Source organism: Hydrotalea sp. (assembly GCA_030054115.1).
Taxonomy (GTDB): domain Bacteria; phylum Pseudomonadota; class Alphaproteobacteria; order JASGCL01; family JASGCL01; genus JASGCL01.
This window is the reverse complement of sequence record JASGCL010000090.1, coordinates 1-2,085: the sequence shown is the minus strand read 5'-3', so window position 1 is coordinate 2,085 and position 2,085 is coordinate 1. Positions and strand designations below refer to the sequence as shown.

The window sequence follows — 2,085 nt, the reverse complement described above, 5'->3', positions numbered from 1 at the left end:
TGTATAGCCGCAAGTGAAGCCGCCCCCGCCTGAAATTTGCTTTGGCTTTGCCAAAGCAAACAACATAAAACAAGTTTGGTGCATCAACAAATCGCAGGGCGATTTTTTGATAATTTATATTGGCGAATGAATTGCCCCCTTGATTTTAACCATGCGATGTATTATATTGCCACTATACATACCTCAATGTTTAAATCGTGGAAAAACTTTTTTATTGCGCTGGTGGTTTTTGCCACCCTGTTATTCGCCTATAACAACATGAACACGCCGTCGGGGTCGGGTGCGCGCCCCGCGACGATAGATTATTCCGAATTTTTGAAGCAGGTTAATGACAATAACGTGCAATCGGTGGTGATTAACCAAAATCGTATTAAGGGCAAATACCAATCGGGCGAGGAATTCAAAACGGTCGCGCCAAACGATGCCAATTTAATTTCGACCCTGACCAGCAAAAAAGTGTCCATTAAAGTTGACGAGGGCGAGCGTTCGATGTTGGCGACTATCCTTATCCAATGGTTTCCGATGTTGCTGTTTATTGCCATTTGGATATTTTTCATGCGCCAGATGCAGGGCGGTGGCCGTGGCGGCGGGGCCTTTGGCTTTGGCAAATCACGCGCCAAATTATTGACGCCCTCCACGGGCAAGGTAACCTTCGCCGATGTGGCGGGGGTCGAGGAAGCCAAGGAAGAATTAAAAGAAATCGTCGATTTCCTAAAAAACCCGAAAAAATTTCAAAGCCTCGGCGGCAAGATTCCGCGTGGCGTGTTGTTGGTCGGGCCGCCAGGCACCGGCAAAACCCTCATCGCGCGCGCCGTTGCGGGGGAGGCATCGGTGCCGTTTTTTTCGATATCGGGTTCAGATTTTGTTGAAATGTTTGTCGGTGTCGGTGCCAGCCGTGTGCGCGATATGTTCGAACAAGCAAAAAAAGCCAGCCCCTGCATCGTTTTTATCGATGAGGTCGACGCGGTCGGTCGCCATCGCGGTGCCGGTTTGGGCGGCGGCAATGACGAACGGGAACAAACCCTTAACCAAATTCTGGTCGAGATGGATGGTTTCAGCTCGAACGAAAATGTTATTATTATCGGCGCGACCAACCGGCCGGACGTGCTTGACCCCGCGCTGTTGCGCCCGGGCCGGTTCGACCGCCAGGTGGTGGTGCCAAACCCCGATATCAAGGGCCGCACCGCGATTTTGGAAGTGCATTTGAAAAAGGTAAAATTAGCGGGCGACGTAAAGCCCGAGGTTATCGCCCGTGGCACGCCCGGTTTTTCGGGTGCCGATTTGGCCAATTTGGTGAACGAGGCGGCCTTGCTGGCCGTGAAGCGCAACCGCAAATTTATCACGATGCAAGAATTGGAAGCCGCCAAGGATAAGGTGATGATTGGCACCGAACGTCGGTCGATGGTGATGAGCGACGATGAAAAGAAATTGACCGCCTATCACGAGGCTGGGCACGCGGTGGTGATGCTCCATGTGAAGGGCCACGAGCCATTGCACAAGGTTACGATTATTCCGCGTGGCCGCGCGCTGGGGGTGACATTCGCCCTGCCCGAGCGGGATAGGTTGTCGATGAGCCTGACGCAACTTAAGGCGCAATTGGCCAGTTTGTTTGGCGGCCGCGTTGCCGAGGAAATGATTTTTGGCAAGGATAATATAACCACCGGTGCGTCGAACGATATTATGCAGGCCACCAAATTGGCGCGCCGCATGGTTACCGAATTTGGCTTTAGCGATAAATTGGGGCCGCTCCGTTATTCCGATAACGAGGAGGAGGTTTTCCTTGGCCATTCGGTGACGCAGAAAAAAATGATGTCCGACGCAACGGCCAAATTGATAGATGAAGAAGTGCGCCGCCTGGTCGAAGGGGGCGAGGCGATGGCGCGCGATATCCTGCGCAAATTTGCCAACCAGTTGGAGGTTATTGCCCAAGGGTTGTTGCAATATGAAACGCTCGACCGCAAGGAAATCGACGAATTGTTAAAGGGCAAGATGATTGTTTCGCAATCTGACAAGCAAAAAAAATGGCGCGCCCGTGGTTCCAGCTCGCTCGGGTTTTTATCGCCCCGGCCCAAGCCAACGGCTTAA

At 52.2% G+C, this 2,085-nt stretch carries 1 protein-coding gene; it reads left to right on the top strand.

Features of this window, described 5'->3' with window-relative positions:
* The first annotated feature begins 126 nt into the window (after positions 1-126).
* Positions 127-2,085, top strand: coding sequence for an ATP-dependent zinc metalloprotease FtsH (gene ftsH, locus QM529_07770; protein MDI9314552.1), 1,959 nt, complete (start codon positions 127-129; stop codon positions 2,083-2,085).